This window comes from Demequina sp. NBRC 110057 (assembly GCF_002090175.1).
In the GTDB taxonomy this organism is placed as follows: Bacteria; Actinomycetota; Actinomycetes; order Actinomycetales; family Demequinaceae; genus Demequina.
The window spans coordinates 905,768-929,555 of sequence record NZ_BBRN01000003.1 but is presented as its reverse complement, the minus strand read 5'-3'; the positions used below and the strand labels follow the sequence as shown (position 1 = coordinate 929,555).

Below are 23,788 nucleotides of genomic sequence, written 5' to 3'. Positions count from 1 at the left end.
GTCCCCGTCTGGGGGCGGCGTCAGACGGCGGTGGACTCGCGCTCCACGAGCGTGAAGTCCGCGATCACCCGGCGGAACGGCTCCTCCGAGCCGGCGATGCGCTCCATCAGCACGTCGATCGCGGTGGCGGCGATCTGCTCGCGGCCGGGCGCGATCGAGGTCAGCGTGGGCGCCGCGTAGGCCGCGTCCTCGATGTTGTCGAAGCCCACCACGGCGATGTCGCCGGGCACGTCGATGCGGCGCGCATGCAGGGCGTGCAGGGCGCCCAGGGCGAGCGCGTCGTTGAGGCCGAACACCGCATCGACCTCGATCCCCGCGTCGAGCAGGCCGTTCACGCAGGCCGCGCCGGTGGCGCGGTGCCACAGGCCGCCCTCGACCACCAGGTCGGGGTCGAAGGGGATGCCGTTGGCGGCGAGCGCCGTCTGATAACCGAGGACACGCAGGGCCGCGGAGCCCATCGTCTCGCCCGCGTGCGCGCCGATGACGGCGATGCGGCGACGCCCGGAGTCGATGAGGTGCTGCGTGGCGGCACGCGCTCCGTCGACGTTGTTCATGGTGACGTGGTCCCAGTCGCCGCCGAAGATGCGCTCGCCGAGCACCACCAGCGGGTAGGAGACGTCGAGCGCGGCGGCGTCGTCGGGGCCGAGCGCGAGCGGCGAGAAGATGAGGCCGTCGGTGAGCTGGCGGCGCTCCGAGGTGAGGACGTCGAGCTCGTGCTGGCGGTCCGCGCTGGTCTGCTCGATGAGCACCGTGAGGCCGCGCTCCTCGGCGGCCCTGATGACGGAGTCGGCGAGCTCGGCGAAGTACGGCAGCGACAGCTCGGGAAGCGCGAGGCCGATGATGCCGGTGCGGCCCTGGCGCAGGTTGCGCGCCGACAGGTTCATCCGATAGCCCAGCTCGTCGATCGCGCGCTGCACCTTCTCCCTGGTGGAGGGGCGGATGTGGGGATAGTCGTTGACGACGTTGGACACCGTCTTAACCGACACCCCCGCCTTCGCCGCGACATCGTGCATCGTCACCGCGCCCCGCGTACCGGCTCCCGCCATGCGCGTCACTCCTGTCCGGTCAGGGGGATCCAGACCCTCATCGCGCCCGGCGCGCGGTTCGCCCAGCGGGCGTACGGGATCGCGCGCAGGGGGATCCTGCCCGGAAGCATGCCAGATCGCCCGTCGGGGCGCGAGGACCGCGGGTGCGCCGTGCCGAGCGGAAGGCCCTCGCTCGGCCGCACCGCCGCCTCCGCGAGGATCGTGGCCCCCGCACGCAGGGAGGACACGGCGGGGCCGATGCGCGGGCTGGCCGAGAGGTCGAGAGACACGTCTTCAAGGGTCACCCCCGGCGGCAGGTCCGCCTGCTCGATGCAGTGCACCACGGGCCCGCGACGCAGGGCGACACAACCGCGCACCGCGTCGACCCGGGGGTCGGGGTCGAGGACATCCACGGGCATCGGCAGGTCGAGCACCACCGTAGCGCCGTCGGTGACGGCGATACGGGCGTAGCCGTCGGCATCGGCGCTCGCGGCCGTCACGTCGCCGTCTACGTCGATCGTCGCGTCGCGCGACCACGCGGGGATGCGCAGCGCGAGCGTCTCGAGGGGGCCGGCGACCGTGATGGTGACGCGGCCGTCCCACGGGTAGGAGGTGTCGACGGTGAGGGTGGTCTCGCCGAGCCTGATGCGGCCCTCGCCGTAGAGGTGGAGGCGGGCGTGGGCCTGGGTGCCGGTGGCGACGTAGGCGCCCAGCGACGCGACAAGGCGCGCGAGGTTGGGTGGGCAGCAGGCGCAGGCGAACCAGTCCAGGCGCTCCGACGGCTGGTACTCGCTGGTGCCGTCGTGGCCCGTGCGCAGCTGGAGCGGGTTGGAGTAGAAGAAGCGCACGCCGTCCACGCCGGTGGAGGAGGCGATGCCGTTGTACAGGGCGCGTTCCATGGCGTCCGCGTGGCGGGCGTCGCCGCTCGCGAGCAGCTCTCGCCAGTTCCACTGGAACGCCGCGATGGCCGCGCACGTCTCGGCGTACGAGCGGTCCGGCGGCAGCTCGTACGGGTCCCCGAAGGACTCGTCCTTGTGCCGCGACCCCATCCCGCCGGTGACGTACTCCTTGGAGCCGTGGGCCGAGCGCCACTGGGCGTCGAGCGCCTGGGCGAGGGAGGCATCGGCCGTCTCCGCGGCGAGGTCGGCAAGCCCGGCGTTGAGGTAGAGCTGGCGGACGGCGTGGCCGGTGGCCTCGGTCGCCTGCCTCACCGGCGCGTGGTCCTGGTGGTAGGCGGACTCGAAGGGGCCGATGCCGAGCGCGCCGGTGCCGCGACGCTCCACCATCGCGGTGACAGTGTCGAGGTAGGACGGGTCCCCGGTGTGGCGGTGGAGCTCGACCAGGGCGGTCTCGATTTCGGGGTGGCCGCAGTAGCCATCGGCACGCGTGGCATCGGGCCCGAACTCGCGCACGGCAAGGTCGGCGAAGCGCCTGGCCACGTCGAGAAGGTCGTCGTTGCCCGTGGCGCGCGAGCGTGCGATGGCCGCCTGGATGAGGTGGCCGAGCACGTACAGCTCGTGGCCCCAGCGCATGTCGCGCCACGGATCCTGGTCCTCGTGGCCCTGCACGTGCGAGTAGAGGTAGCCGTCCTCGCGCTGGGCCCGGGCGAGCAGTGCAGTCGCGTCCGCGGTGAAGGTCTCCCAGCGCAGGTCGTCCGGCACGCGCGCCGACTCCCAGGCGATCGCCTCGAGGGTCTTGTGCAGGTCAGAGTCGGCGAAGTTGAAGCCGCGGTAGGCCGCGTCGGACTCGCCGGTGAGGCGGCGCAGGTTGTCCATCACCCCGCTGGACTCGAGGCGGGCCACCACGTGGGGAAGCGTGCGCTCGCGGTTGAGGCGCTGCCATGCGCCCAGTTCCCCGGCGGCGTCGAGGGTGACGGCGGTGAGGGGAAGGGGAGTGAGGTCGGGGGTGGACGCGGAGCGCGCGGCGGGCGCGCAGGCGGTCCTGGCTGTGCGGGTCATGGATCCTCGTCGTCGAGTGCGCGTCACGGCCGCGGCCGTTTTTCTAACGTTGTAAATCATAGGGGACGAGGCGGGTGTGAGCCAGCCCCACCCGCCGGGCGGCTTCCAGTCTGCGCGCGAGGTCGCGTGGGGGTGCCCGATGCGGCGGCTCGCGCGGCGCGTGGGCTCCCCCGTAGCGCGGCTACCCTCGTGGCATGACCAGCGAGCCCCACGAGCCCACGCCCGCGCAGCCCGAGCCCGAGGCCCAGCCCGCGCCGGAGCCCGCACCGGCATCGGCCCAGCCCGCGTCCGACTTCGTGGCGCCGCGCATGAACCCGCTCGCCGTGGTCGCGATCGTGTTCTCGATCCTCGGTGTGCTCGGCCTGCCGCCCATCCTGTCGTCGATCGTGGGCATCGTCTGCGGGTCGATCGCCAAGAAGCAGATCGCCGCGAGCGGTGACGACGGCATCGGCCTCGCGAAGGGCGCCGTCCTCGTCGGCTGGATCGGGCTGGCGCTCGTGCTGCTGGTGTTCCTGTTCGTGTTCGTGCTGATCGCGACCTCGGCCAGCCCCCAGTAGTCGGCCCCGGCACGCGTCAGGGGGCCCGCCTCGCGGCGAGCCCCCTGATGTATGTGCGGGCTAGCGGACCGTGACGGTCAGCTCCTTCGAGCTGGTCTCGCCGCCCTTACCCTCGAGCACCGCCACGTAGGTGTGGGTGCCGGGGGAGGCGTCGGCGATGGCGGTCGAGGCGCTCTGGGCGTTGCGCCCATCGACCTCGAGCGCCTGGGTGTCGATCAGCGCGCCGTCCTCGTACAGGCGGTACTCGGAGCCGTTGGTGCCCCACCACATGTGCATGGTCACCGTGTACTCGCCGTCGCCATCCCAGTTGTCGTGGGACAGCACGGGCGTGCCGGGAGCGGCGTTGCCGACCGTGACGGTGAGCGCACGCGTCTGCGTGGATCCGTGCTGGTTGGTGAGCACCGCGGTGTAGGTGTAGGTGCCGTTGGTGCGACCCTCCACCTCCCACGTCGCGACCTGCTGGGCGGGGGTGGCGTCCGGCAGGTCAACGGTGCCCAGCGACGCGCCGTCCTCGAACAGCTCGACGCTCTGGGCGTTGTCGCCCCACCACAGGTGCATTGCCATCGTGTAGTCGCCGTCGCCGTCCCAGTTGTCCGAGGACAGGTAGCCCATGGCGGGTGCGGCCTCGGCCGCCCCGTCCACGCGCTCGCCCGGCTCGGACGCGGTCGTGTACTCGATCGACGGTGCCGCCGGCTGCTCCATGCCCTCGCCCAGGAAGTACGAGGTGTGCGGGGGCTGGTTGTAGCTGGTGTTCTGCCAGGCGACGCCCAGTCGGTACTGGGAGTCCGACTGCAGGGTGCGCAGGCGGTACTCGGTGAGGTCCACCGTGGTGGCGATCCTGAGCGCCGACGAGTCGTCGGTGCGGGTCACGATCTCCTCGCGCCAGTCACCGAACAGGTCGGCCTGGAGCGCCACGTTGCCCTTCGTGTCGTTGCTGGTCAGGGTGCCGGTGGCGCGGTAGATCTCCACCGACTCCTCGTTCTCCCAGTCCCACTTCGCGATGGTCGGCACTCCCGTGCGGGAGGCTTCGTCCCAGTCGTGATCCTGGATCTCGCGCAGCAGGTCGCCGTCCCACCAGGTGAGGCCGTTGGCCGCGGGGATGGAGTTGCTGATCAGCTCGCCCTTGGCCGAGTTGAGGTAGCCGGCGACGTCGTTCCACGCGCCGCCATCGGAGATGTTCCAGGCCTCGGCCCCGTCGTACCGCGGGTCGATGTCCGCGGCGGCGCCGCGTCCCGTGTCCTTGGTGCCCGGCACTGACCACAGCACGTCGCCGGTCTCCGCGTCGCGGAACGACGCGATCACGCCGCCGTTGGTCGAGATGTCCTCGTGAACCGCGAACACCTCCTGGCCCTCGTGGTCGGGGTCGAGATCCGAGACATGCAGCGCGTCGCCGTGGAACAGCCCGGTCGTGTACAGCGGCGTGCCGTCGTCGTCGATGGTCATCGACCCGAAGACAATCTCGTCCTTCTGGTCGCCGTCGACGTCCGCCACCGAGATCTGGTGGTTGCCCTGGCCTCGGTACTGGTCGCCGGCCTCGTCGGAGTCGAACACCCACCGCTGGGTGAGGTCGGTGCCGTCGAAGTCGAACGCCGCGATGACGGCCCGCGTGTAGTAGCCACGCGAGAACACCACGGACGGGTGCTCGCCGTCCAGATAGGCGACGCCCGCGAGGAAGCGGTCCACGCGGTTGCCGTAGGTGTCGCCCCAGCCGCCCACGTCGCCGCGCGCGGGGACGTAGTCGATGGTGTCGATGGCGGCGCCGGTGAGGCCGTCGAAGACCGTCAGGTACTCGGGTCCGGTCAGGACGTAGCCCGACGAGTTGCGGTAGTCGGCACGAGCGTCGCCGATGACGGTGCCCGCCCCGTCGACGGTGCCATCGGCCGTCTTCATGGTCACCTCGGCCTTGCCGTCACCGTCCAGGTCGTAGACCTGGAACTGGGTGTAGTGGGCGCCTGCCCGGATGTTCTGTCCGAGGTCGATGCGCCACAGGCGCGTGCCGTCCAGCTCGTACGCGTCGACGTACACGTTGCCTGTGTAGCCGGCCTGCGAGTTGTCCTTGGAGTTGGTGGGGTCCCACTTGAGGACGATCTCGTACTGACCGTCGCCGTCGACGTCGCCGATGGACGCGTCGTTGGCCCGGTACGAGTACGGCTGGCCGTCCTTGGTGTAGGCGTCGGCGGGCTTGTCGAGCGGGACGTCGAGCGTCTGGGTGTCCCACACGTCGATGTCCTCGGTCGCCCACCGCTCGATCCCGTTCACGACCGTCGAGATCCGGTAGGTAGAGCCGATGCCGCCATCCTCGTCGAGCAGGTTGGTCGAGTCGGTCAGGGGCTCGTCGGTGATGCGCTCGCCGTCGCGGTAGACGTGGAACGCGATGGACTCCGGGTCGAGGCCCAGCATGCGCCAGCCCAGGTAGACGCCGTCCTCGACGGCGACGGCCACGGGGGAGCGGTCGAGGCGCTCGGCCTGGCGCACCAGGGTGGTCACCGCCTCGGACGTGACGGGCTCGGACTGGGCCGAGACGCCGCCAGCGTTCACCGCCGCCACCGTGTACGTGTACTCGATGGTGGTGAGGACGTCCTCGTCGGTGAAGGTGGTGTCAGACGCGCGGCCGATGAGGCGAAGGTCGCCCCCCTGCTCGGAGCGGTAGACGTGGTAGAACAGCGCATCCTCGCTGGGCTCCCAGCTGAGGGTGACGGCATTCTTCTGCACCGCGTCGACGGCGAGGCCCGTGGGCGTCGGCGCCGTGGCGATCGAGTCGTCGACGGTGGTGAGCTCGACGACGTTGGACGCCACCGACTCCTTGCCCGTCGCGTCCAGGGCGACCACGTGATAGCGGTAGGCGAGGCCCACATCGGCCGTCGTGTCGGTGAACGATGCGTCGGTGACGTCGCCCAGCGCCTCGGGCGCGTCGGCCCCCTCCGCCTGGCGGTACACGCGGTACGCGGTCGCGTCCTCGGTGCCGTCCCAGCTGAGCGGCACGGACACCGCGGAGCCGTCGATGGACACGTCGCCCGCCGCGAGCGCCGTGGGCGCGTACAGCAGGGGCGTGATCTCCAGCCCGTTCAGCCAGCCGCTCGCCGCGATGGTGAGCTGGCCGTCGGTGACGACTACGGGCTGAACGATCTTCGACGCCGTGCCGCCGCGGCCGGTATTGGACGATCCGTAGTCGACTCCCTCGATGGTGAGGGCGAGTCGCGCGGTGCCGATGAGGTCACCCCAGATCGCCTTCACGGCGTAGGTGCCATGGGGCACGTCTACCAGGAAGGGGTTGTCCGATGCCGGCAGCAGGAAGTCGCGCTGCAGGTCGTCGAGCGTGCCGTCGCCGGTACCGCGGTCGCGGCCGCCGGTGCCGGCCTTGGTGAAGCCGTAGCCGGTGTCCTTCGAATAGACGGTGGCCCCGGTGATGGCGGTGTAGCCGGCCAGGGTCGCGTTGCCCGCGAGCTGCATGTCGAACTTGTGCAGCGGGGCGCGGGTGGTGAGCGTCACGACGGCCGACGGTGCGGAGTCGCCCGCGCCGTTGGTGGCGATGACGCGCAGGTCGTAGCTGCCGCCCTCCGTGAGTCCGGTGACGTTGGCCAGCGGGATGGTCGAGGTGGTGGTGAGGTGCCACGCATCGTCGCCCTCGTCGGCACCCTTGATCTCGACCTTGTAGATGTCGGCGCCCTCGACCTCGGTCCAGGTCAGCTGCGCTCCCGAGTTGGACACGGAGCCGGCGACCACGCCGGCGGGGGCCAGCGGGACGTCGGCCGGCGGCTCCACCTCGACCACGTCGTCGGCGAGCGGGATGTCCAGCTCGGCGACGTCGGTGGCGACCAGGCGGGCCATCTGGATGGCGCCGTACTCCTGGAAGTGGGTGTCGTCCTCCGTGCCGCTTGGGCGGTTGGGGTAGACGCCTGCGGGGACGTGGAGGAACACCGACTTGGCGGCCTCGGGGCCGATCTCGGTGAGGTACGCACGCGAGGAGGCGGACAGGTCGACTAGCGGCGTGCCGGTCTCCTCGGCGAGGCGCGTGGCGGCGTCGACATACTCCGGGAAGGACACGTTGGCGGTGCCGTCCTCGGCGTAGGAGCGGCGGGACACCGGCGTCACCACGATGGGCTGAGCGCCGCGCTGCACCGCGCCGTCGATGAACGTGCGCAGGTACTCGTAGTAGTCGTCGGGCGCCGCGTAGCGGTCGTCCACGCCGTACGAGTTGTCGTTGTGGCCGAACTGCACGAAGAGGTAGTCGCCGGGCTGGATCTGCAGGAGCACCTCGTCAAGGCGGCCCTGCGAGATGAAGTTCTTCGAGCTGCGGCCGCCGATCGCCTTGTTGGTGACCTCGACATCATCCGTGAGGTAGCGCTCGAGCATCTGGCCCCAGCCCGCCTGGGGCTGGTAGTCGGACGTGTAGGTCTGGACGGTGGAGTCGCCCGTGACCCACGCGGTGGGCTGGTCGCCGGCCTCGCGCGGGGTGTGCTGGGTGAGGACCAGCGACGCGAGGTTGGGCGCGGTGCCGCCGAACTCGATGGTGATCTGGCCGTCGACGACAGCGAGGTCGAACGACATCTCGAGGGTGTCGCCGGCGTCGACCGCGGTCTGCTGGACCTTGGCCATCTGCTCGACGGTCATCGCGATGTCCGTGTCGGCCTCCGGGTCGCCAGCGATGAGGTCGACCGTGTAGTCGCCGTTGGGTACGTCGATGACGAGCTCGGTGTCGCCGACGGTCACCAGGTCCCCGCGCGTGGCATCGCCGGTGGCGCGGTCGGCGCCGGTCACCTCGGACGTGTCGACGAAGCCGATGCGCTGGTCGGCCCCGTAGGCCGTGGTCTGGTCCACCTTGATGGCGCCGGGCGCGGTGTCGCCGGGTCCCAGGTCGATGCTGAGGACGCCGTCAGAGGGGAAGTCCGCCTCGCTGTCGGGCAGCGACGTCACGGCCGCGGCCGACAGGGGGGACAGGCCCGCGGCGGTCTGGGTCTGCACGCGGTAGTAGCGCAGCTGGGTGGCGTCCACGTCGTCCGTGACGAAGACGGTGCGCTCACCCGTCTGGGCGACCACCTCGTACTCGCCGTCGACGGCATCGGCCCTGCTCACCACGTAGCCCGTGGCGCCCGCGACCTCGTCCCACCGCAGCATGACGCTGTCCGCGGTGACGTGGCCCATGCGGACGGAGTCGGGCGCGGCGATCGATGCGTCGGTGCCGTCGTCGGGGTCCGTGCCGGTGTCGCCACCGTCGCCGTCGCCCGTGCCGTCGTCGCCGGCGGAGGTCTGTGTCACCTCGAGCCCGGCGAGATACGTGGAGCCCTTGCCGTCCATGTCGAGTGTGAGCTGGCCATCGGCGACCTCGACGGTCATGGTCTGGACCGTGGTCTGCTCGGCGTCGGTGTAGATGTGGGTGGCGGTTCCACCCTCGAGGGAGATGGAGGTGCGGGTGCCGCTGGTGCCGGCGAGCGTGTCGCCCGCCGTGGCGGTGACGTCGTAGGTGCCGTTGGGCACGTCGACCAGGAACTGCCAGCCCAGGCCGAGCATGAAGTCGCGCGCCACGGCGTCGTCGCCGTCGCGGTCGCGCGCTGCCATGTCGCCGGCGAAGACGATGCCGTAGCCGGCCTCCTCGGTGTAGCGCTGGGAGGTGCCGATGCCGGTCCAGCCGTCCGCGACGGGGCTGGCGTCGGTGCCGAAGTCGAACTTGGCGGAGAACAACTCCGCGTCGTCCGCCGCGCTCGCGGCCGGGGCCACGAGCGCGAGTGAGGTGAGTGCCATCGCGGCGCCGGTGGCCCCCGCGATGGCCGACCGCGCCCGGGGAGCGCGGCGTGATGCGTCAGTCATTCCTTCTGCCTTCGTCTCGTCGTTGAGAAAACGCTGGAGCGGCTTTGCGCCAGCGCGTGGGTGAAACGATTCATGTCCGACATGCGCCGTTTCACCGAAGTGAGCAGGTTGCTGTGGTGACTTTCCTACCGGCGGTCGTGCAACGATGTCAAGGATTTGGAAGGCGCTTTCCAAAAGGTGCTGGAAAGGCGTTTCCGTGTTACGCGTGCGCGACCATCGATCCCTCGTGTGCCAGGGGTCTTGACGGCCAGCGGCCCATGCGCGGATCCTAAGCACGACGGCCGCGACGGCGTGGACTCCCCGTCGTCACACGGACCCCGGGAGGGCCATGCCGCGCTACCTCGACCAGGCTCAACGTCGCGATGGACGCTTCACGAGCGCCGCGGCGACCACGCTGGCGCGGCGCGATCTCGGGGCCGTCCAGGTGCTCGACGTTCATGCCCCTGCGGGTCGCGGCGCCCCCGCTGGGTACGCCGATCCCGGGGACGCCCTGGTGTGGGCCTTCGCAGGCTCCGGGGCCATCGTCACGGCCCGCGGCTCACACGAGGTCGAGTGCGACAAGGGCCGCCTGCTGGTGAACCACATGCGCCGCGTCGACTCGTTCCGCATGACGCGCGACTACCGCGCGTTGTCGATCCGCGTGAAGGCCGACGACCTTCACCTGCGCCCGCGCGACATCGACAGGCTCTCCGCCGCCTCGGTCCCCTCGTCGCTGCTGTTGCCGCGCCTGCTGGGGGCGTGCGCGGCCCAGGTCATGTCGGGTCCCGCCGAGCGGGACGTGGCCGCGACGGCCGCCGCCGCGCGTGCCCTCATCGACCTCGCGCGCGCCCACGCCGACGCGGTGGTGGGCCGCGCGACCCCGCCCGAGGTGCGCGGCCGCGAGCTGGTCCTGCGGGCCCGCGAGTTCATCGTGCACTTTGCGCCCTTCCGCTCGGTCACGCCGCACACCGTCGCCGACCACGTGGGCGTCTCGCTGCGCACCCTTCAGAAGGCGTTCGAGGCGGACGGCACCACGGTGAGCGAGGTCATCGGCGCCGCCCGGCTCGCCCGTGCCCGCCTGCTCCTGAGGGAGCAGCCGCAGCTCACCGTCGAGGCGGTGGCGGAGCGCACCGGCTTCGGCTCGGCATCGGTGCTCAGCCGCACCTTTCGTGCCGCCCACGGCATGCCGCCGGGCGAGTGGCGCGCCGCCGCGCGCGGCGCGAATGACGAGGCGCGCACCCCAGGCTGACGATGCGCGCAAACGGCTGACGCGCTGGGCGCGTCGCTGGTGGTCTTGGAATGCGCGGCGCACCCTCGCCCGCGCCACGACCGTCAGGAGTCCCCATGTCAGCGAACCCCCGCGGCTACGCGCTCGAGCCGGCCGCCCAGGCCTTCGTCGAGGCGACCGCCGAGCCTCCCTACCTCTTTCAGCTGCCGCCCGCCGAGGGCCGCAACGCCGTGGACGGCGTGCAGGACGCGGAGATCTTCAAGCCCGCGATCGACGAGGAGTGGATCACCGTCGAGGGCGGGCCGACGGGAAGCGTCAAGGTCCGCATTGTGCGTCCCGAGGGCGCCGCCGGAGTGCTGCCCGTCATCGTCTACACGCACGGCGCCGGCTGGGTGTTCGGCGACGCCCACACTCACGACCGGTTGGTGCGCGACCTCGCTGTCGGCGTGGGCGCGGCGGTGGTGTTCCCCGAGTACGACCGCGCCCCCGAGTACGGCTACCCCACGCAGAACGAGCAGTCGTACGCGGTGGCCGCCTGGGTCGCGGCCCACGGCGCCGACCATGGGCTCGACTCCTCTCGCATCGCCGTCGCGGGCGACTCCGTGGGGGGCAACATGGCGATCGCCCTCAACCTCATGGCCCACGAGCGCGGGGACTTCTCCTTCGCCGGCGTGGTGCTGTTCTATCCCGTGACCGATGCGTCCTTCGACACCGCGTCCTACCTCGAGTTCGCCGACGGCTACTTCCTCACCCGCGAGGGAATGTTCTGGTTCTGGGACCAGTACACGACCGACCCCACCGAGCGCGCACTGATCACCGTGTCTCCCCTGCGCGCCACCGAGGAGCAGGTGGCGTTCTTCCCGCCCACGCTGCTCATCACCGCCGAGGCCGATGTGCTGCGCGACGAGGGCGAGGCGTTCGGGGCGCTGCTGCGCCGCGCTGGCGTCGAGGTGACGACGGTGCGCTACGCCGGCATCGTCCACGACTTCGTCATGGTGAATAGCCTCCACGACACCCAGGCGGCCAAGGCGGCGGTGGCCCAGGCCGTCGCGCACCTGAGCGCGGTGCTGGCGGCCTAAGCCCGGCGCCCTCACGCGCGTCCGCGCGACGGCGCGGCGTGGCCCCGGCGTCTCGAGCATCGGCCGGTGTTCGAGGCGTCAGGACCTGCCGCGCCGCCCGTGGATGAGGCCCGTGAGCGCGGCGATGCTGGCGCCGACGGCGGTGTCGACGACGCGTTCCGTGACGGTGCCGAGGGAGCCGGCGGTGCCGGTCGCCGCCGAGGTGAGGATGAGTACCAGGGGCGTGATGAGCGTGAGCGCGAGCGCGTAGTGGCGCACCACGATGAGTTCGACGGAGAATTGCAGCGCGCCAAGCACGAGCGCCACGCCCACGGCGGGTAGCGGGATCCAGGCGATGGCGAGGTAGATGAACGCGCCGGCGATGGTGCCGACGATGCGGTGCAGGCTGCGGGAGGCCGCGACGCCGCGGCCGGGGCGTACGCCGATCACCGCGATGCCCGCCCCCACCACCCAGTAGGCGCGGGTCGGGTCGACCGCGAGCATCGCGACCACGGTGCCGGCGAGCGAGACGATCGCGATGCGGGCCAGCATCTCGCGCGCGGTGCGGTCCAGGCCGGGGCCGGGCAGGATCTCTCGCAGCGGCCGTGCGCCGCCACGATTCGCGCGCCGCAGCATCGGGGTGAGCGCGACGAGGTAGGCGAACGTGCAGCCGCAGGCCATCGCGGCCACCATCGTGGCTGGCGTCACGTGCTGCACGCCGTCGACCGGCGCCGTGACGTGAGCCGAGAGCCCGTACACGAGCGTGACGAACAGCGAGCCCGGCGGCCCCACGCGGAAGGCAAGGTAGGCGGCCGCGGTCACGATGCTGACGACGGCGAGGCCGATGCCGGTGGCGACCGGCGACGTCGACAGCGACGCCCCGAGGGCGGCGGCGAGGACCAGGGCGAGCCCGAACAGGGGCAGCACCTTGGCGCGCTCGGCGACCGGGAGCATGCCGACGTGCAGGACGGTGAAGGCGCCGGACGAGGCAAGCAGCCCCAGGCTCTCGTGGCCGGTGAGGGCGCCGACGAGCACGGGGGTCGAGATGGCGATGCCCGCCTGGAGTGCGAGCGGCCAGCGCTTGCCCGGTGGCGGCTGCACGGTGCGCAGGGAGCCCACGGCCCTGCGTGCCCCACCCGACCAGCCGGCGACGGGCTGATGGCGAGCGCTCACGGGGCCTCCGGGGACTGGGTCTGTCCTCCCAATCTACGCCCGTGCGTCAGTCGCGCTCGACCCAGCGGTCCACGGCCCACACCAGGGCGAACGCGAGCGGGGCCGGCGTGCCGGCGGCCACGTCGATCGTGTAGCGGTCGCGTACGGCGAGCCACTTCTGGGTGATCTGGATGCGCAGCTCGCCCTGGGCATCGTGCACCGCGTAGTCCTTCTCGATGATGTTGCCTATGAGGAGCCACTGCTCGCCCGAGGCGAGGGTGACCTCGACCTTGTCCTTGACGAAGTTCAGCGCGGGGGAGTGAAGGCGGGCGACGGGCTCGCCCGCGCCGTCGACCACGTCCATCCGCTTGGGGATGCCGAGCATGCGGCCGCGGACGCTCGCGACCACGGTGCCGCCCGCGTCGAGGACCTCGCAGCGCGGACGGGGCCCCATCTTGCCGTCGACGAGGAACAGCTGCTCCTCCGTCGCCGGGTCGAGGACCTGGAAGTCCCTGCCCGCGCCGAACTTGCTCTTCATGACGTAGCGCGCGAATCCCTCGGGCGCGGCGGGAACGGTCATCGGGGTGTCTCCTCGTGGTCGGCTCCCCGCATCTCACCACACGCCCCACGCGCGGCGAGGGAGCGCCGCCGGGCGACGCCAGCATCGGCCGTCCGGGAATGACAAGAGCCCGGCCCCCGCGAGGGGGACCGGGCTCTCCTTCAGAGCGGTGACGGTGGGATTTGAACCCACGGTACGGGGGTACCGTACACAGCATTTCGAGTGCTGCACCTTCGGCCGCTCGGACACGTCACCGCGAAGAAGATTACAGGTTGGTGGCCGCAGAACCTAATCGGCGCCGTGAGGGGGTGCGTGACGGTGCGCGGGGTCCGGTGGCGCGGGAGGATGCAGTAGCGCCGTCGCGACCGCGAGCCCCGCACCCAGCAGCGTGTCGAGAATCCGCTCCCCCGTGATGGCGGTCTGGCCGAACGTGCCGGACGCGACAGTGACGATGACCAGCGCCATCGGCGTGACCGCGGTGACGGCGATCGCGTAGTGGCGCGTGATGGCGACCTCGGTGATGAACTGGAGGACGCCGAGCGTGAGCGCCAACGCCACCTGCGGCATGCCCGCCTGGGCGATGAGCAGGTACACGCCCACACCGGCGACGGTGCCGACCGCGCGGTGAAGTCCGCGCGTGACGGCGGGGCCGCGCCCGGGCACCACGCCCACGACGACCACGCCGGCGGCGACGGTCCAGTAGGCCCGGTCGGCGTCGAGCAGCACCACGGACAGGAGGGTGCCCACGAGCGCCACGATGGCGGTGCGCCACACCAGCTCGCGCGCGCCGCGGTCCCACTCCGGGCGCGCCAGCAGCACCTTGAGCGGGCGTGGGGTGATGGTCCAGTGCTCGCGTCGGATAAGCGGCGCGATGGACGCGATCACTGCCCACGTGCAGCCGGCGGCGATGGTGAGGACAAGTGTCGAGGCGGGCATCCCGCCGTCGACGGCGTGGCCCGACAGTCCGTAGATGAGGATGGGGAACAGCGGGCCTGGGGGCCCCAGACGGTAGCCGTGAACGGCGACGCCGATGAGCGTGGTGACCACCACGAGACCCACCGCGTACCAGCCCGGATAGGGCGCGAGGGTGACGCCGACGATGCTCGTGGCGACCAGCACGAGCCCCGCGAGGGGGCGCAGGCGGAGCCGCTCGAGGCGCGGCAGTGCCGCGAAGTACGGCACCGTGAAGGCGCCGGTGCCGGCGATGAGGCCAAGGTCGATGCGCCCGTAGGCGATGCCCACCAGCACCGGGACCACGAGGACGATGGCGGCCTGCAGGGCGATCGGCCACCGGGGCTGCCCCTTCGGTGCCACGGTGCCCAGGCTGATGACCGCGCGCTTGACGCCGCGGCGCCACTGGGTGCGCTTGCGGGGCTCGCCCGCCATCTAGCGCCTCGCCTCGAAGAACTCCGTGAGGATCGCTGCGCACTCGTGGCCGCGGATGCCGGCGATGACCTCGACCTTGGAGCCGATGCGCGCGTCCCGCACCACGTCCCATTGCGACCCCGTCGCGCCGGCCTTGTCGTCCCACGCGCCGATCACCAGGCGCGGGATCCTCGCCGCGAGCAGCGCCCCGGCGCACATGAGGCAGGGCTCGAGGGTGACGACGAGGGTGCAGTCGTCGAGGCGCCACCTTCCGAGGGCCGATGCCGCGGCACGGAGCGCGAGCACCTCGGCGTGGGCGGTGGGGTCGCCGTCCGCCTCGCGGCGGTTGCGTCCCGTGCCGATCACGTCGCCATCGGGACCGATGACGACGGCGCCCACGGGGACGTCGTGCGAGGAGGCGGCGGCGCGTGCGAGCGCGATGGCCTCGCTCATGGCGCCGTCCCAGTTACCCACGATTCCAGGCTACCGGCGCGCGGTGACGTGGACCGCTGGTCCCGGCGCGGTGGCGCACCGACCACGTAGAGTTGGCGGCATGGAGCTGCACGTCGCCGATCACCCCCTCATCCGCCACAAGGTCACCGTCTTGCGTAACAAGGAGACCCCGTCGCCGACGTTCCGTCAGCTGGTCGACGAGCTGGTCACCCTCCTGGCCTACGAGGCGACGCGCGAGGTGCGCGTGGAGCCGCACACCGTCCAGACGCCCCTGACGTCCGCGACGGGCACCCGCATCGCCGACCCGGCCCCCATCATTGTCCCCATCCTGCGCGCCGGCCTGGGCATGCTCGACGGCATGACCCGCCTCATTCCGAGCGCCGAGGTGGGCTTCCTTGGCCTGAAGCGCGACGAGGAGACGCTCGAGGCGATCACCTACGCGAACCGCCTCCCCGACGACCTCACCGGTCGCCAGGTGTTCCTCATCGACCCCATGCTCGCTACGGGCGGATCGCTCATCATGGCGATCGAGTACGTCCTGCAGCGCGGCGCCACCGACGTGACCTGCGTGTGCCTTCTCGCCGCGCCCGAGGGCATCGAGAAGGTGCAGGAGGCCGTGGGCGAGCGCGCCGACGTCAAGGTGGTCGTGGCGCAGGTCGACGAGAAGCTCAACGAGCAGGGCTACATCGTTCCCGGCCTGGGCGACGCTGGCGACCGCCTGTACGGCGTGATCGGGGACTAACCCCTGCGGCGGGCTCGCGTCCGTCAGCCTTTCGCCCCGCACCCGCGTACCTCTCACCACACACCTGGGACAGGTGGTGCGTGTGTGACGGGTGTGCCTGCACGCGCGTCTCAGCCGTCACATCGGCCACAGCCGTGTGTTGAGCGGTACGGGTGCACGCGCGCGGAAGCCGCCCCAACGGGAGGCAAAGGGAACGTAGGGGTATTTTTTACCGGCTGGTAGGGAATAGACTGCCGGTGTCGGAGTTGCATACGAGTGGCGCCCATCCCCGGAGCTGCCTTCGCAGACTGCCCCGACGCCGCCACCGATGACCCCCCTCCTAGCCAGGAAAGTGCTCCGCTGTGTCTTCCGACGTCCACGCCAGCAACGCTGTTGCCCCCACGATTCCCGTCGAGCCCTCCGTGGCGCAGACGCTCGGCCAGACGCTCTCTCGCCGCGAGAAGCTGAAGTACATCCTCATCCTCGGCGCGCTGGTGGCGCTCGGTCCCTTCACGGTCGACCTGTACCTGCCCGCCTTCCCCGAGGTGGCCGCCGACCTGCAGGCGAACGATGCCGCCATACAGCTCACGCTGACGGCCACCATGGTCGGGTTCGCGCTGGGACAGCTCATCGTCGGGCCGCTGTCAGACGCGCTCGGCCGTCGCAAGCCCCTCCTGATCGCCACGGCGATCCACATCGGTGCCTCCATCGCCGTCGCTTTCGCCCCCACGGTCGAGCTCGTCATGGCCGGACGCGTGCTGCAGGGCATCGGCGCCGCGGGTGCCGGCGTGGTCGCGATGGCGATGGTGCGTGACCTCTTCGGTGGCCAGCGCCTGATCCGCATGCTCGCGCACATGGCGCTGGTGAGCGGGCTCGCCCCGGTTGTCGCGCCCGTCATCGGCTCGCAGCTGCTCGCGATCATGCCGTGGCGCGGCATCTTCTACGTCCTCGCCGCGTACGGCCTCGCGATGATCATCGTCGCCGCGTTCCTGATGGTGGAGACGCGGCCCGCGCAAAAGCGTGGAAAGTTCGAGGGTGCCGTGGTGGCGCGCCGCTACGCCCATCTGTTCCGCGACCGCGCCTTCGTGGGCATCGCGCTCGTGGGCGCCATGTCGTTCACCGCGCTGTTCTCCTACCTGTCCGCGTCGTCGTTCGTCCTGCAGGACATCTTTGGCCTGAGCGCTCAGCAGTATGGCCTCGTGTTCGCCATGAACTCCATCGGCCTCGTCCTGTGCAACCAGACCTCGGCACGCCTCATGCGTGTCTTCCCGCCCCGCACGGTCACCACGGCCGGGCTGGCGGTGCAGTCATTCGGCGCCCTCGCGCTGCTCGCCACGGGTGTCGCCGATGCCGGCGTGGGCTGGGTGCTCGCCGCACTCTTCTTCCTGGTCGCCCCGCTCGGCCTCATCATGCCGACGGTGCAGGTGACGGCCCTCGCCGGTCACCCCGAGGAGGCCGGCACCGCCGCCTCGCTGATCGGCGCGCTCAACATGGGTGTCGCCGGGCTCGCCACGCCGTTGATCGGCCTGGGCGGCATCTCGGTGACGTCGATGGCGATCGTCGCGGTCGGCGCGATGCTCCTGGCACAGGCGGCGTTCTGGCTGATCGTCTTCCCCCGCGCGTCGACCGAGGTCGTCAAGTAGTCCGCGGCCGCCTACCCCTAGGGTGGGCGGCATGACGCGCATCGGCATCCTGGTCTACGACGGCTTCGACCTGATCGACGCGGGCGGCCCGTACGAGGTGTTCCTCACGGCCGCGCGCCTGCAGCAGCGCGCGGGTGAGGACGCCGGGTTCGAGGTCGCGCTGGTGAGCCCGGGTGGGGCCGATGCTGTGGCGTTCGGCGGCATGACCCTCACCGCGCTCGGCGCGGCCGAGGAGGCGGGGCCGTTCGACGTGGTGGTGATCCCCGGCACCATCGACGTGGCGGCCGCCGCCGGCGACCCCCGCATCGCCGCCGCCGTGGCCGCGCTCGTGTCGGGCGCCGGCCTCACCACGTCGGTGTGCACGGGGTCGTTCCTCCTGGCACGCGGCGGGATCCTCGCGGGGCTCCCGGCCACCACCCATTGGGAGGACGTCGCCGACCTCGCCCGCGAGGAGGTGGCCGATGCCGTGGCAGGCATGAGGTGGGTGGACGCCGGGGACGTGGTCACGAGCGGTGGCCTCACCTCGGGCATTCACATGGCGCTTCACGTGGTCGCGCGGGTGGCCGGCGTCGACCTCGCCCACGCGACCGCGCGCCAGCTCGACATGGACTGGAGCGCCAGCCCCGAGCGGTAGCGACTACGGCTTCGAGGGCTTCGTGTCCGACAGCGTGACGACCACGGTGCCGATCAGGAAGTCGTCTCCGGTGCTGTACCAGGACGTGTCCGCGTCGTCGTCGGCCTGCTCGTGAGACTCGGCTGTCGTGACCACCACGTTGTGCTTGCCGGCCCCGATCCACTCGGACTGGAACGGCTTCGCGTCGATGCCGAGGGTGTTGGCGTAGGGCGAACCGAAGGCGGTCGAGTCGGCCGCGTTGCCCGAGTCGCCGTTGCCCCGCTCGCGCTCCGGGCGTAGGGTGCGGCCGCCGATCTCGTCCTTGTCGGAGATGCGGACCTGGTCATTGATGAAGCCGCGGTCCGTCTCGTACGCGGTCCAGGACGCGGTCACGTACTGCGACTCGTTCAGGCGGAACGGGATGACCACGGGCGCGTCCTCGGTCGCCCAGTGCGGGCCCTCAAGGACCGCGATGGTGGTGTCGGCCGCGGCGGCGGGGTCCTCGTAGATCACCGTAAGGGTGAAGCCGCCGTACAGGTTGAAGCCCCCCGGTCCGCTGGCGAGCGCGATGTTGGCGACGGCGTACTCGCCGGCCCCGGCATCGGCCACCGCGTCGGTGACGTCGGCGCTGGCGAGGTAGTAGGTCCAGCCGTCACGGGTGAGCTGGCTCACGTCGGCGGTGGAGATGCGGGTGTACGCGCCGCCGGGGGTCCTGAACGAGGCAGTTCCGGTGTCGCCGTCGAAGGTCGAGAAGGCGCTGCGGTTGGCCGACCACTCGAGCGTGGCCTTCGTGACCGTCGCGCCCTCGGGCAGCGTGAGCGTGGTGACGCCTGAGCCGTCGACGTCGCCGTCGCTCAGCGGGACCATGAAGTACGCGTTGTTGTTGTACTTGGGCTGGTCGCCGTTCGCGGTCTGGTCCATCACGTTCGTGCAGTACCGGTACGGGTCGGTGAGGAATCCAAAGAAGCCCCCGGTGGTGCAGCCCATCACGGTGCCGCCGACCTGCGTGGCGCCGATGCCCCCGGTACCCGCGTACCCGGTCTCGAGGTCGTCGCTATCGCTCGCGCTCTCGATGCCCGTGGCGACGCTGTACGACACGTGCTGGTCGCCGGCGTCGACGGTGAAGGTGGTGGTCGCGTCGTCCGCCAGGGTGCCGGTAGCGAGGGCGACGTCGAGGCTGAGCTCGGCGCCCGCACCGGCGCCGACCGAAGCGGTCTCGCAGGTGAGGATGCGCGCGTCGGTCGACAGCGTGCAGGTCCAGCCGTCGAGGTCGAAGTCCGTGCCCGTGGCCGGCGCGAGGCGAACTGCTAGTGCGTCACCGAGCGGCGAGGAGTAGCGGGCGGAGGTGCCCGCGGCCGCGAAGGCGAGGCCGTCGGGAAGGGTGATCGAGGCCGTGACGTCGTCGGCGTCGCCGTCGCCGTCGTTCGAGATGTCGATGCCGACCGTCGGGTCGGTCCGGGAAACCGTCAGGTAGTCCAGGGGAGCGCGGGCGATGCTCAGCTGCGAGGAGCGCGAGCCGCCGGTGGAGCCCCCGGTGTCCGTGCCGGTGTCTGTGTCGGCATCGTCGTCGCCACCCGTGTCAGTACCGCCCCCGGTATCGCCGTCACCACCGGTCGAGCCACCCGTGTCGGTGCCGTTGTCACCACCTGTATCGGTGCCAGTGTCCGTGCCGCCGGTGTCGCCACCAGACGTGCCGCCGGTGTCGCCGCTGCCCGTGCCCGAGCCGCCGGTGTCGCCGCTGCCCGTGTCCGAGCCGCCGGTGCTACCTCCGGTTGAACCCCCGGTGCTGCCTCCGGTCGACCCGCCAGTGGACCCACCGGTCGACCCGCCAGCAGAACCGCTGCCCGGGTCGGTCGTCTCGTCGCCGGCCTGCGCGTCGGTGTGCCCTCCGGCCTGCGCATCGTCCTGGCCCACATGACCGTCGCCGCTGGCCGTCACGTTCTCGTAGATGCCCGCGCCCGGTGCCACCGCCGCGGTGATGGATGTCGTCGCATCGGCCGCATCGAGGGCGGGGTTGTCCGCGTGGCCCTCGAGGTCGGTGACGGCGGGGGACGGGGTAGGGGAGGAGGCGGGGAGGGAGGCTGCCTCCGCATCGACCCCGTCGGGCTGCTGCAGCGCAGTATCGCCGCCGGCCCGCTCCGCGCCCCCGGCCGAGTCGCCGATGACGTCGTCGGCCAAGCCATTGAGGAAACCGGCGCCGTTGATCGCGAGCGCGAGGGCACCCACGGCCGCTGCGGCCGGGAGGGCGATCTTCGTCAGCGCGCCGACGGCGCCCAAGGCGCCAAGCCCGCCAAGCCCGCCCAGGATGCCGGTGCTCGCCGCGGAGGCGCCGCCGCCGGCTCCCGCAGCCCCGCCGGCCGCGCCAGTGCCGCCAGCGGCGGCGCCGCCGGGGCCGTAATAGCCGCCGATGGGAAGCCCGCCCTCGAGCGCGCCGGCGCCTAGCAGCCCCATGAACAGCGGGGCGATGATGGCGCGCAGGCCGCGGTTGACGTCCTCCAACTCGGTGACGAGCGCCGTGCAGCGCTCGCACTCGCGCACATGCGCGTCGATGCGGCCGTGCTCGCGCTTGGACAGTCCGCCACGCACGTACGAGCCCAGCTGTGCGTTGGCCTCCATGCAGCTGACCTCGGTCGAGGTGCTGAGGTGCTGCTGCAGGTAGGCCTGGCGCAGGGCTTCTCGGGCGCGGTAGGCGAGGGCCGCGACGCCGTTGGCGCTCAGCCCGAGTAGGGGAGCGATCTCCTTGGGGCTCTTCTTCTCGACCTCGGTGTACCAGAGCACCGCCTGCCAGCGCTCGGGAAGGGACCGGTAGGCATCGGCCACCATGGACTGCTCGAAGCCTGCGAGCGCGGGCTCGTCCGAGGCGGCCTCGTAGCCGAGCGCGTCCTCGTAGTGACTCATGTCGTCGCGCGGTCGGGTGCGCTTGCCCTTCTCCACGAGGTCGAGTCCGGTGCGGCGCACGATGGTGAAGAGGTAGGCGCGGAAGGCGAGGTCGGGACCGTCTCCGCGCTGCAGGGCGCGCAGGATGCGCGAGAACGATTCGGAGACCACGTCGTCGACGTCGGACGGGGAGTTCGTGTAATGCGCGGCAACCTTGCGGGCCGCGGCGCTGTGACGCTCGTAGAGCACGCCGAAGGCGGTAGCGTCGCCGGCGCGCACGCCGGCAATCAGCTCAGGATCGCTGGACGTCTCCGTCCAGAGTGCGATCGCCTCGGCACTCATGTTCCCTCAGGACTCCCCACCCATGGTGATACTCGACCCCTATCGTTCCGTTGACCACGGGTCGAAATCAACACTCTCGGTGACGGTTTGGTCACAATTGGGGCCTAGGTCCCGTGAAGAAACTCTCGCGGAACCGCGTCATAGTCCGAGGAACCGCCCCTCTCATGGGGTATGACCGACACCGGAACGCACGCCGCGAGCCCCGCGGCACTGCTGCGCTCGTGGCACGCCACGAGCGTGCAGAGCGTGTGGCGCCGGCCTGGTGACTGGTACACGCCTGCCGCCGAGGCGCTGGCCGAGGCGCTCGATGCCCGCCTCGACACGGCGCCCGCCGCCTACCGGCTGGGCCAGGCGCGGTCCGCCGCGGGAGTCGGGATCACCGAGGCCATCGACGACATGGCGGTGCTGTTCAAGGCCGCAGGGTTCGCGTCGGCGCCCATCCGTTCCGTCCGCGCGCTGTGCGAGGGATGGACCGAGGGTGCCACCGTGGTCGCCGCGCAGCCGCCGGTGGTGGACGCCGAGTCCGGCCTGGGCACTGCCGACTATCTCAAGCAGCGCCTTGCCGAGGTCTACGGCGCAGCCACGCGTCGCGGTGAGCAGGTGCCGCGCACCCACGCGCTCGTCATGGTGGACGTCTCGGTCGACAGCGCCGACCCCTGGCAGCGCATGGCGCGCAACGCCACCATCGGCGAGGCGCTGCGCACCGCGTACCCCGAGGGGCACCCGATTGCTCGCCTGGGCGACGGCCTGTACTGCGTCCTCATCTCGCGCGACGCCTCGCTGGGCAACGACCTGGCGATGCTGCGCGACCACATCGTGCTGCGATGCTCCACCGCCCAGGTGGGCAACCTCACGCGCCAGCCGGCGCGGCTGTGGGTGGAGCCGCTTCCGGAGAGCAACACGTACGCCAGCCAACTGGTGGACTCCCTCCAACGCTGAGGGCAGTGGGGGGCGATGGCCCGGTACCGAGCTGAGGGCGGTACCGGGCCATCGTGCTGTCCCGGTACGGGTGGCCGATGCGGGGGTTCAGTCCTCGTAGCCGCGCCACACCACGAGGGCGCGGCCCTCGTCGCGGTTGGCGCGGCGGCCGCGCTCGACGATGACGACCCGGCCGGTGGGGCCGGTCGTGAAGATTCGCGAACCGACATCGGCCCGCGGGCGGAGTTTCTCCACCTCGGCCTCGAGCCTGTCCACGCGGTGCTGGAGCGACAGGATGCGCTTGATGCCGGCGAGGTTGATGCCCTCGTCCTGGCTCATGCGCTGGATCTCCCGCAGCGTGGCCACGTCGCGCAGCGAGTAGCGGCGGCCGCCGCCGGGGCGGCGGCGCGGGATGACGAGGCCAAGGCGGTCGTACTGGCGCAGGGTCTGCGCGTGCATCCCCGCGAGCTCCGCGGCGGCAGAGATGAGGAAGACGGGCTCGTCCACGTCGGGCTGCTCCATGACTCCTCCTGCCTGGTCTGGGTGAAGTGTCTCGCTACTTCGCGGCGTCGTCGTACAGGCGCTCGCGCGGGTCGTGTGTCGCATCGGCAAGGGCGAACGCCTGCAGCGCCTCCTTGGCCTTGCGGCTGAGCTTGCCCGGCACGGCGATCTGGACGGTGACCAAAAGGTCGCCGGTGCCCTGCTTCGTGGTGAGCCCGCGGCCCTTGACGCGCAGCGTGGTGCCGGAGCTGGTGCCGGAGCCGACCTTGACCTTGACGCGGTCGCCGTCGAGCGTGGGCACCTCGACGGTCGCGCCGAGCGCCGCCTCGTCGAAGCTGACGGGAAGCGTCATGCGCAGGTTCTTGCCGTCCATCGTGAAGACGGGGTGCTTGGCGACGCGCACGGTGAGGATGAGGTCGCCGGCCGGGCCGCCGTTGGTGCCGGGGCGGCCCTTGCCCGCGATGCGGATCTTTTGGCCATCGGTCACGCCGACGGGCAGGCGCGTCTTGACCGTCCCCGTGGACGTGCGCAGCGTGACCGTGTCGCCCACGGCCGCCTGGCGGAACGTCACCTCGGTGGCCGCCGCGACATCGGACCCCTTCTGGGGGCCACGCTGGAAGCCGCCGCCACCGAACATGTTGGACAGCACGTCCTCGAAGCCCTGGGCGCGGTACTGCTGCTGGCCGCCCGCGCCGCGGCCGCCCCCGCCGAACATCGACGAGAAGACGTCCTCGAAGCCGCCGTTACCGCCGTTGCCGCCCGCCCCTGCCTGGAAGCGGGGACCGCCGCCACCCATGGCGCGGATGGCGTCGTACTGCTGGCGCTGTTCCTTGTCCGACAGGACTCCGTACGCCTCGCCCACGTCCTTGAACCGCTGCTCGGCGCTGGCGTCGCCGGGGTTGCGGTCGGGGTGTAGGTCGCGGGCGAGGCGCCGGTACGCCTTCTTGACGTCCTCCTGGGAGGCGTCCTTGGAGACGCCGAGCGTCGAGTAGAAGTCCTTGGTGAACCAGTCCTGACTGGACATGGGCGTCTCC

The 23,788-nt window shown here is 71.4% G+C and carries 17 protein-coding genes and 1 tRNA gene; 7 read left to right on the top strand and 11 right to left on the bottom strand.

Annotation, left to right across the window (positions count from 1 at the left end; all coding sequences use genetic code 11):
• Window positions 1–20: 20 nt before the first annotated feature.
• Window positions 21–1,046 (bottom strand): LacI family DNA-binding transcriptional regulator, encoded by a 1,026-nt coding sequence (locus B7K26_RS04285; protein WP_084077401.1) that lies wholly within the window; start codon window positions 1,044–1,046, stop codon window positions 21–23.
• A 5-nt stretch (window positions 1,047–1,051) separates the two neighbouring features.
• Window positions 1,052–2,983: a glycoside hydrolase family 127 protein gene (locus B7K26_RS04280; RefSeq protein ID WP_084077400.1), complete on the bottom strand. Its 1,932-nt coding sequence runs from the start codon at window positions 2,981–2,983 to the stop codon at window positions 1,052–1,054.
• A gap of 194 nt (window positions 2,984–3,177) precedes the next feature.
• Between B7K26_RS04280 and B7K26_RS04275 the strand changes: the two genes are divergently transcribed.
• The gene (locus tag B7K26_RS04275; RefSeq protein WP_084077399.1) at window positions 3,178–3,540 is read left to right on the top strand and encodes a DUF4190 domain-containing protein; all 363 of its coding nucleotides are present in this window, start codon (window positions 3,178–3,180) and stop codon (window positions 3,538–3,540) included.
• A 60-nt stretch (window positions 3,541–3,600) separates the two neighbouring features.
• Here the strand turns inward: B7K26_RS04275 and B7K26_RS13195 are convergent, their stop codons facing one another.
• Window positions 3,601–9,345, bottom strand: coding sequence for a fibronectin type III domain-containing protein (locus tag B7K26_RS13195; RefSeq protein ID WP_304441436.1), 5,745 nt, complete (start codon window positions 9,343–9,345; stop codon window positions 3,601–3,603).
• A 328-nt stretch (window positions 9,346–9,673) separates the two neighbouring features.
• Here B7K26_RS13195 and B7K26_RS04265 point away from each other — a divergent pair, with 328 nt between their 5' ends.
• Window positions 9,674–10,573, top strand: a complete 900-nt coding sequence (locus B7K26_RS04265) for an AraC family transcriptional regulator (protein ID WP_084077398.1) — start codon at window positions 9,674–9,676, stop codon at window positions 10,571–10,573.
• Between the two features lie 95 nt (window positions 10,574–10,668).
• The gene (locus tag B7K26_RS04260; RefSeq protein WP_084077397.1) at window positions 10,669–11,631 is read left to right on the top strand and encodes an alpha/beta hydrolase; all 963 of its coding nucleotides are present in this window, start codon (window positions 10,669–10,671) and stop codon (window positions 11,629–11,631) included.
• A 78-nt stretch (window positions 11,632–11,709) separates the two neighbouring features.
• Here B7K26_RS04260 and B7K26_RS04255 read toward each other — a convergent pair whose 3' ends face one another.
• From B7K26_RS04255 to B7K26_RS04235, 5 genes are all read right to left on the bottom strand, one after another.
• Window positions 11,710–12,783 carry an FUSC family protein gene (locus tag B7K26_RS04255; protein WP_143340447.1) on the bottom strand — a complete coding sequence of 358 codons (1,074 nt, stop codon included), beginning with the start codon at window positions 12,781–12,783 and terminating at the stop codon, window positions 11,710–11,712.
• Window positions 12,784–12,829: 46 nt separating this feature from the next.
• Complete coding sequence (locus B7K26_RS04250; protein ID WP_084077395.1) at window positions 12,830–13,342, bottom strand: LURP-one-related/scramblase family protein; 513 nt, start codon at window positions 13,340–13,342, stop codon at window positions 12,830–12,832.
• Window positions 13,343–13,488: 146 nt separating this feature from the next.
• Window positions 13,489–13,576 (bottom strand) — tRNA-Ser (locus B7K26_RS04245).
• 33 nt (window positions 13,577–13,609) lie between these two features.
• Window positions 13,610–14,707, bottom strand: coding sequence for an FUSC family protein (locus B7K26_RS04240; RefSeq protein ID WP_084077394.1), 1,098 nt, complete (start codon window positions 14,705–14,707; stop codon window positions 13,610–13,612).
• Window positions 14,708–15,160 carry a nucleoside deaminase gene (locus B7K26_RS04235; RefSeq protein ID WP_234998681.1) on the bottom strand — a complete coding sequence of 151 codons (453 nt, stop codon included), beginning with the start codon at window positions 15,158–15,160 and terminating at the stop codon, window positions 14,708–14,710.
• Between the two features lie 79 nt (window positions 15,161–15,239).
• On the opposite strand from B7K26_RS04235, the gene upp reads away from it, so the two are divergent.
• From upp to B7K26_RS04220, 3 genes are all read left to right on the top strand, one after another.
• Complete coding sequence (upp, locus tag B7K26_RS04230) at window positions 15,240–15,881, top strand: uracil phosphoribosyltransferase (RefSeq protein ID WP_084077392.1); 642 nt, start codon at window positions 15,240–15,242, stop codon at window positions 15,879–15,881.
• A gap of 341 nt (window positions 15,882–16,222) precedes the next feature.
• Complete coding sequence (locus B7K26_RS04225) at window positions 16,223–17,503, top strand: multidrug effflux MFS transporter (protein WP_234998680.1); 1,281 nt, start codon at window positions 16,223–16,225, stop codon at window positions 17,501–17,503.
• Between the two features lie 31 nt (window positions 17,504–17,534).
• Window positions 17,535–18,137 (top strand): DJ-1/PfpI family protein, encoded by a 603-nt coding sequence (locus B7K26_RS04220; RefSeq protein WP_084077391.1) that lies wholly within the window; start codon window positions 17,535–17,537, stop codon window positions 18,135–18,137.
• A gap of 3 nt (window positions 18,138–18,140) precedes the next feature.
• On the opposite strand, the gene B7K26_RS13190 is transcribed toward B7K26_RS04220, so the two are convergent.
• On the bottom strand, window positions 18,141–21,335 hold the full coding sequence (locus B7K26_RS13190) for a sigma-70 family RNA polymerase sigma factor (RefSeq protein WP_084077390.1): 3,195 nt from the start codon (window positions 21,333–21,335) through the stop codon (window positions 18,141–18,143).
• 171 nt (window positions 21,336–21,506) lie between these two features.
• On the opposite strand from B7K26_RS13190, the gene B7K26_RS04210 reads away from it, so the two are divergent.
• On the top strand, window positions 21,507–22,274 hold the full coding sequence (locus B7K26_RS04210) for a hypothetical protein (protein WP_084077389.1): 768 nt from the start codon (window positions 21,507–21,509) through the stop codon (window positions 22,272–22,274).
• Window positions 22,275–22,361: 87 nt separating this feature from the next.
• Here B7K26_RS04210 and B7K26_RS04205 read toward each other — a convergent pair whose 3' ends face one another.
• Together B7K26_RS04205 and B7K26_RS04200 are read right to left on the bottom strand one after the other, a co-directional pair.
• Window positions 22,362–22,775, bottom strand: coding sequence for a heat shock protein transcriptional repressor HspR (locus B7K26_RS04205; protein WP_084077388.1), 414 nt, complete (start codon window positions 22,773–22,775; stop codon window positions 22,362–22,364).
• A 34-nt stretch (window positions 22,776–22,809) separates the two neighbouring features.
• Window positions 22,810–23,778 carry a DnaJ C-terminal domain-containing protein gene (locus B7K26_RS04200; RefSeq protein WP_084077387.1) on the bottom strand — a complete coding sequence of 323 codons (969 nt, stop codon included), beginning with the start codon at window positions 23,776–23,778 and terminating at the stop codon, window positions 22,810–22,812.
• Between the last annotated feature and the right edge of the window lie 10 nt (window positions 23,779–23,788).